This window comes from Candidatus Methylomirabilota bacterium, from assembly GCA_036005065.1.
Lineage (GTDB): Bacteria > Methylomirabilota > Methylomirabilia > Rokubacteriales > DASRDR01 > DASYQW01.
The window spans coordinates 1-6,282 of the sequence record DASYQW010000132.1; the positions used below are offsets into that span (position 1 = coordinate 1).

Annotated in this window: 6 protein-coding genes and 1 tRNA gene; 4 read left to right on the forward strand and 3 right to left on the reverse strand. The window is 72.1% G+C overall.

The genetic code is table 11. From position 1 onward, the window contains the following. Positions 1-261 precede the first annotated feature (261 nt). Genes VGW35_09515 through VGW35_09525 form a run of 3 tightly spaced genes read right to left on the reverse strand, consistent with a single transcriptional unit; the run spans position 262 to position 3,163 of the window. A complete protein-coding gene (locus VGW35_09515) occupies positions 262-606 on the reverse strand; it encodes a hypothetical protein (GenBank protein ID HEV8307893.1) in 345 nt (114 codons plus the stop codon). A gap of 58 nt (positions 607-664) precedes the next feature. Continuing rightward, positions 665-1,573, reverse strand: a complete 909-nt coding sequence (locus VGW35_09520; protein ID HEV8307894.1) for an ABC transporter permease — start codon at positions 1,571-1,573, stop codon at positions 665-667. Positions 1,574-1,597: 24 nt separating this feature from the next. After that, entirely contained in the window at positions 1,598-3,163 is a 1,566-nt protein-coding gene (locus VGW35_09525) for an ABC transporter substrate-binding protein (protein HEV8307895.1), read from the reverse strand. A gap of 120 nt (positions 3,164-3,283) precedes the next feature. Here VGW35_09525 and VGW35_09530 point away from each other — a divergent pair, with 120 nt between their 5' ends. The 4 genes from VGW35_09530 (at position 3,284) to VGW35_09545 (ending at position 6,274) form a co-directional block, all read left to right on the forward strand. After that, positions 3,284-4,189 carry an LLM class flavin-dependent oxidoreductase gene (locus VGW35_09530; GenBank protein ID HEV8307896.1) on the forward strand — a complete coding sequence of 302 codons (906 nt, stop codon included), beginning with the start codon at positions 3,284-3,286 and terminating at the stop codon, positions 4,187-4,189. Continuing rightward, positions 4,186-4,776: a hypothetical protein gene (locus VGW35_09535; GenBank protein ID HEV8307897.1), complete on the forward strand. Its 591-nt coding sequence runs from the start codon at positions 4,186-4,188 to the stop codon at positions 4,774-4,776. Before VGW35_09530 ends, VGW35_09535 begins: the two co-directional genes overlap by 4 nt. Beyond that, on the forward strand, positions 4,773-6,122 hold the full coding sequence (locus VGW35_09540; GenBank protein ID HEV8307898.1) for a hypothetical protein: 1,350 nt from the start codon (positions 4,773-4,775) through the stop codon (positions 6,120-6,122). The genes VGW35_09535 and VGW35_09540 overlap by 4 nt, the downstream gene beginning before the upstream one ends. Before the next feature lie 76 nt (positions 6,123-6,198). Beyond that, positions 6,199-6,274 (forward strand) — tRNA-Val (locus VGW35_09545). Positions 6,275-6,282 lie beyond the last annotated feature (8 nt).

Below are 6,282 nucleotides of genomic sequence, written 5' to 3' on the forward strand. Positions count from 1 at the left end.
CGGCCAAGTCGGGCGCCTTCCCCAGCCTCCCCCGTGACGCCTCACCTGGCACCCGGGCCGGCCCGCCTCGTAGGGTCGGCCTCGCGATCGCTCGCTGACCCCGAGGCATCCTGTGCCGGCGCGGGCTCGCGGTCAAGTGTCGAGGGAGGGGGGGAGGGGTGCGGTGGCGGGGCCCCGGCGAGAGGGACCCCGCGAGGGTCTGGTGCCGAGCGAGGAGTCGACCCGATCGCGGCAGGAGCGGGTGGGGCGGGGCCAGGCGCCTCAAGTGGAGAGCGCGCGGCCGAGGTGGGTGAGGAGGGTCCGCACGACGGCCGGGTCCGGCACGATGGCGACGACGCGCAGCCGGCCGCCACAGCGGGGACAGGCGAGGACATCGAGGTCGAACACGCGGCGCATCAGCGCGGGCCAGGGCCACGCACCAGGGGTGTGAGGACGGGGGCTGGCATCGACCTCGGGCGTGTGCGGGTCGGCGGCCGGGCGGCCGTAGCGGACCACCTGCGCGCGGGTGCGGGCATGCGGGGCGAGGACGCCGTGGTAGAGCACCTTTGACGCCATGAAGCCATAGGCGATCCGGGAGATGTCGCGCACGTCGCTGATGGGATTCACGGAAGACCTCCTCCGCCCAGGCGTCTGGGCCGGACTGTACGCGGAGTCCGGGGGTCGGTCAAGCGCGCGGACCGGAATGCGGCGAGTACTCGCGGCGCAGCCGGGGGTCGAAGATGTCCCGGAGCGACTCGCCGAGGAACGTGAAGCCGAGGGTGGTCACGATCACCGGGACGCCGCCGGCGATCACGAGCCAGGGCGTCTCGCGGATGAACGTGTAGCCGTCGTTGAGAATCGAGCCCCAGCTCGGCGTCGGCGGGCGGATCCCCAGCCCGAGGAACGAGAGCCCGGACTCGATCGTCACGACCACCGGGATCTCCATGCTGGCCAGGATCAGCACCGGGCCGGCCACGTTCGGGAGGACGTGTCGGGCCAGGATGCGGGCGATCCCGGCGCCGAGCGCCCGCTCGGCCAGGATGAACTCGGTCGTCTTCAACGACAGGGTCTGCGTGCGAATGACCCGCCCGTAGAGCGGGACGGAGGTGACGACCACGACCAGCAGGATGGTGCCGAGGCTCGGGCCGAGGAGCGTGACCACGGCCAGCGCGAACATGACCGTCGGGAACGAGCGGACGCCGTCGAAGACGAGCAGCAGCGCATTGTCGAGCCAGCGCGGGCCGTAGCCGGCCGCCATCCCGAGCGCGAGCCCCACCGCCAGCGCCACCGACACCGAGACGAGCGAGACCTCGAGGGCGATCCGCCCGCCGTGGAGGACGCGGGTGAAGAGGTCGCGCCCGAGGTGATCGGTCCCGAGGGGGTGGGCGGGCCCGGGTCCCTGGAGGCGCGCGGCCGGCTCGAGGGCGGTGGGATCGGCCGGGCTGAGGACGTCGGCCAGGATGGCGCTCAGCACCACCAGCGCCACCAGCACGGTCCCGAAGAGCCCGGCCGGGTCGCGGGCGAGTCGCCGCCACCCCGCGAGCCCGGAGCGGCGGGGGCGAGAGGCGACGGGCCCGGCGAGGGCGGTCGGCACGGGCGGGGGACGCGCGGGATTGGCTCAGGCGAGCTGGAACTTCCGGAGCAGCATCCGGTTGCCGTCGGGGGTCAGCGCCGGCTTGAGGTGAGTCCGGTAGAGGACGGCGTTGACGCCGTGGGTGAGGAAGACGTACGCCCCTGACTCTTCCATGAGGTCCTGCATCCGCACGTACATGGCGTGACGCTTGGCCGCGTCCGGCTCGAGCAGCGCCTGCTCGTGGAGGGTGTCGTACTCCTTGCTGCTGAACCGCTCCCAGTTCCACTCCCCGATCTGCGCCGAGGTGAACCACACCGTCGCCCAGCTCGGGTCGGGCTGCATCGAGAAGCGCACGACGTGCATCTGCATCTTCTTCCAGCCCCCCGCCTTGTCGGAGGCCATCGCCTTCTGGACGCCGCTGTCGAAGGGCACCACCTCGGCCTGGATCCCGACCTTGGCCAGGCTGGCGGCGACGACCTGGGCCGCGTTGAGGAACTCGGTGGAGTTGCGAACGCCGATCTCGGTCTTGAACCCGCGCGGGTGACCGGCTTCGGCGAGCAGCTTCCGGGCCCGGTCGAGGTCGGGGCCGGCGACCAGGTTCTTCTCGCGGTGCCCGATCAGTCCCGGGGCGACGATGCCGGTGGAGCGAGGCGCGACTCCGAAGAACGCCCCGTCGAGGACGGCCTTGCCGTCGACGGCGAGCTGGACCGCCTTGCGGACCCGGATGTCCGAGAAGACGCCGCTCTCCATCTGCATGCCGAGCCACCAGTAGGTGAGTCCGGGACGCGCGTCGAGCGTCGAGCTGGCCGGGAGCTTGCCCCGGAGCCGGGGGATCGAGGTCATCGGGACGTGGGTGACGTCGATCTGCCCGGCCTCGTACGCGATCTCGGCCGCGTTCGCGTCCAGGATGGGGGTCGCCTGGATCTCCTCGAAGACGGGCTTGGCCCCGGGCCAGAGCGGGTTGCGCTCGAGGGTGAGGCCCGCCCGCGGCTCCCACTTCCGGATCCGGTAGGGCCCGCAGGTCGCGCCCGGATCCATGGTGAAGCGCTGCCCGTCCATCCGCTCGACCGCCTTCTTGCAGACGATGACCGACGAGGTCTGGGGCAGCGTGGACGACCAGAGCGGCAGGAAGGGCTCCTTCAGGACGATGACCCCGGCATGGCGACCGGTGATCTCGACGCGGTCGAGCTTGGCCCAATCCCCGCGGTAGGGCGACTTCGTGGCGGGATTGGCGACCCGCTCGTAGGAGAACTTCACGTCCTCGGCGGTCAGCTCGCCGAACCCATTGGTCCACGGGAGGCCGGGCCGAAGCTGGAACCGGATGTGGGTCGGGTCTGTCGCCTCGATCGACAGCGCGGCGTCCCGCTCCCAGCCCCAGGTCGTCCCCGGGGTGAGCGTCACCAGCCCGAGCAGGACGGCGTCGATGATGTCGCTCTCGGGCGCGCCGAGCCGAAAGGCCGGGTCGAGGGTCTCGTAGTTCGTGTAGGAGCGGATCCGGAGCACCCGCGGGTCGGCCGCCTCAGCCCCCCTCCGGAACGGCACCGCCGCCGTGAGACCGGCCGCCGCCGAGGCACGCAGGAACTGCCGCCGGGATAGGCCCTCTCGCATCATGCTCGCCTCCTGTGATCATCGAGGAGTCGGGGCGGAGTGCCCAATTATGACCGGGGTCTCCGGGCAAGTCCAGCCGCGCGCCTCTCGCCGCCGATTCCTCGATGTTGTAGTGTACGGGACATGAGGGTCGGCATCTCCCTGACCAGCCGTCACGCCGTGCGCGACCCTCGGGAGGGCGCCCGCTGGATGATCGAACGGGCCGCCGCCGCCCGGCAGGTCGGGCTCGATTCCCTCTTCCTCGGCGACCATCACGCGACGGCTGAGCCGTATTACCAGAACGTCCCGATGCTCGGACGCTTGCTGGCCGAGTGGGGCGAGGCGCCGGTGGGCTGCCTGTTCCTGCTCCCGCTCTGGAACCCGGTGCTGGTGGCCGAGCAGGTGGGGACCCTGGCCGCCATCGCCCGCGGTCGCTTCATTCTGCAGTGCGGTCTCGGGTACGACCAGGGGCAGTTCCGTGCGATGGGGACCACCTTGCGGTACCGCCCCTCCGCCTTCGAGGAGGCGCTCGGCATCGTGCGCCGCCTGCTGGCTGGTGAGGTGGTCAGCTCGGCGGGACGGTTCTCGGTCACCGACGCGCGGCTCGCGCTGCGGCCGAGCGAGCCGGTCGAGGTGTGGATCGGCGCCGGCGCCGCCCCGGCGCTCGACCGCGCCGCCCGGCTGGGCGACGGCTGGCTCGCCGCGCCCGATCTCACGCCCGACGAGGTGCGCGCCAAGATCGCGCAGTATCGCGAGCGCTGCCGGGCCCACGGGCGAACGCCGAGCGCGGTCGCCATCCGGCGCGACATCTACGTGGCGGAATCGGCGGCCGAGGCCCGGGCGACGGCGGGGCCGATCATGGCTCGCGGCCATCGAGGCTTCGACCAGGCGGCCCTCATCGTCGGGACGATCGACGAGGTGGCCACGCGCTTCAGGGAGCTCGAGGCCCTGGGGTACACCGACGTCATCGCCCGCCACCTCACCGACGACCAACCCAGGGTTCTCGGCTCGCTGGCGCGCCTGGCCGAAGTGCGGAAGGCGGTGGCGTGACGCCGCCCGGGCCCGTGCTCGGCCTCCCGCTGTTCCTCGCGATCTGCGCAGGCCTCGCGCCCCCGGCGGCCTCGGCCGGCGGCTCGATCGACGCGGTCGGCCCATGGACCCAGCGGCTCCCGATGCCGAGCCGGGCCGCCGTGGCCGAGGAGGACGTCCGCCTCACCGGGCCGACCCTGGCCCAGGCGCCCGCCCGCCCCGTCGCCGTCACGGGCCTGCAGGACGGCCGGCCGGTCGTGTTCTCCCCTGACGCCCAGGAGCAGATCGCCGGCTTGGCCGTCGAGCTCCTGCAGTCCGCCGACTACGAGGCCGGTCGGACGATCGCCACCGAGCAGCGCTGGAGCGAGGCCCGCCACGCCTCGCACCTTCACCTGAGCTTCACCCCCGCGCGCGCCGTCACCTTTCGCTTCAGCACGACCGGGCCGGCGGCTCAGCACCAGGTCGAGGTGGCCGAGATGCTGATCGCCATCTCCCCGCACGCCTGGCCCGGTTATCTCCTGATTCGTGAGCGCGGCCGGGTCCGCGCCTTCTCGAAATATCGGCCCCGACCGGCGCAGGCGCTGCAGGACGCCCTCCGCCTCCGGTGACGCGCCGCCAGCCAGTGGCCGCGTCCGCCGCTCGTCGTCTCGCCATCGGTCTCTTGACGGTGGCTCTGGCCGGCCTCCCGGCCGTCGGACACGGCCAGGTGTTCCTCGCCAGCAAGGCCCATCCGGAGTTCGCCATCGGGCCGCTCTTCATCGTCGCCGGCATCCGTCCCGACCTCGGCCCGGTCACGGTCCGGGTCTCGTGGAGTCTGGCGCTCCCGCCGAATACCCGCCCGGAGGACGTGCAGCAGGACCTCTATCTCCTCTGGCCGGCGGAGGCGGTGGCCGGGACGGGGGTGGTGCTGGGCGACGCCGCGCTCCGGCGGTACGTGGAGGAGCGCGGGTTCGCCGTGGTCAGCGAGGGGCGGCTGGCCCTCGCCATCAGGGACTGGACGAAGCTCGGGACGCCGGCGGAGAGCGATCCGCTCGGCGAATCGGCGGCCTTCGTGACCTTCTACAAGCGGGGGACGAATCCGGCGCAGTCCGGCATCGGGACCATCGTCAAAGTCGCGTGGACGCCGCACCTGGTCGACGCCCACGCGCTGCTGAGCCTCCGGATGGCGCTCAAGGACCTCATCACTCTCAAGCCGGCGACGTGGTTCGAGGAGCTGTTCTGGGGCCGTCGCCACGTCCTCAACCTGAGCGCGGGTAACGTGGGGTCGGTGGCCCTCTACTCGATGTACTTCGGCCAGCGGGATCGGGTTCTGCGCTTCGCCCGCGACTTTTCGCTGCTCGTCGCCGAATTCGCCGACGCCGATCATCTCCGGATCGAGGAGATCAGCCCGGCGGGGGCGACGCGCCGGCCCAGCCGGGTGCGGACGGGCGCCGAAACCGTCTTGCTGCCGCTGGCCGGTGCCGAGGGCAACGTGCCGCAGGTGCTGACCGTCCGGTTCAGCTATTTCAGCGGGCGGGTAGCGTGGCGGCCGATCCTGATCTCGCTCCTGTTCCTCGTCCTGGGCAACCTCATGGGGGCCTGGATGTTCACCCGGACTGTGACGCAATTCTTCGGTCGGCGTTTCCACCTGGGCCGGGCGGACGCGCGCCGCCCGCCGAGCGGCGCCGTGCTCGCCCGGGAAGTGCTGGAGCGCATCGTTCCCGGCGAGACGACGCCGGGGGAGGTGCTCCGGCTCTGCGGATCGCCCAGCGAGGAACGAGCCCGCCTCCGGCCGGATGGGCAGCGGACGCTGATCTACCGCGGGACACGGCCGGTCCCGTACCGGCGCTTCCAGCTCGGGTCCTTCGCGGCTGTCAGTCGCTGGGACGAGGAGCACCACGAGGTCGAGATCAAATTCGTCGACGGGCGGGTCAGCGACGTGGAGACGCGCGTGCGCCGCTCGCGGCCGCGCTGAGGACCAGGGCCGTCCGAGCACCGGGGGCGCCACCCAACCTTGACAGCCATCCCGCAAATCGCGATCATTCCGGTACGGGCGGATAGCTCAGCGGGGAGAGCGCAGCCCTTACAAGGCTGAGGTCGCAGGTTCGAGCCCTGCTCCGCCTACCACCGAAACG

Excerpts from the sequence above, each read along its gene's own strand:
- VGW35_09530 (HEV8307896.1), top strand. The coding sequence starts at position 3,284 with ATGAGGGTCGGCATCTCCCTGACCAGCCGTCACGCCGTGCGCGACCCT.
- VGW35_09525 (HEV8307895.1), bottom strand. The coding sequence starts at position 3,163 with ATGATGCGAGAGGGCCTATCCCGGCGGCAGTTCCTGCGTGCCTCGGCG.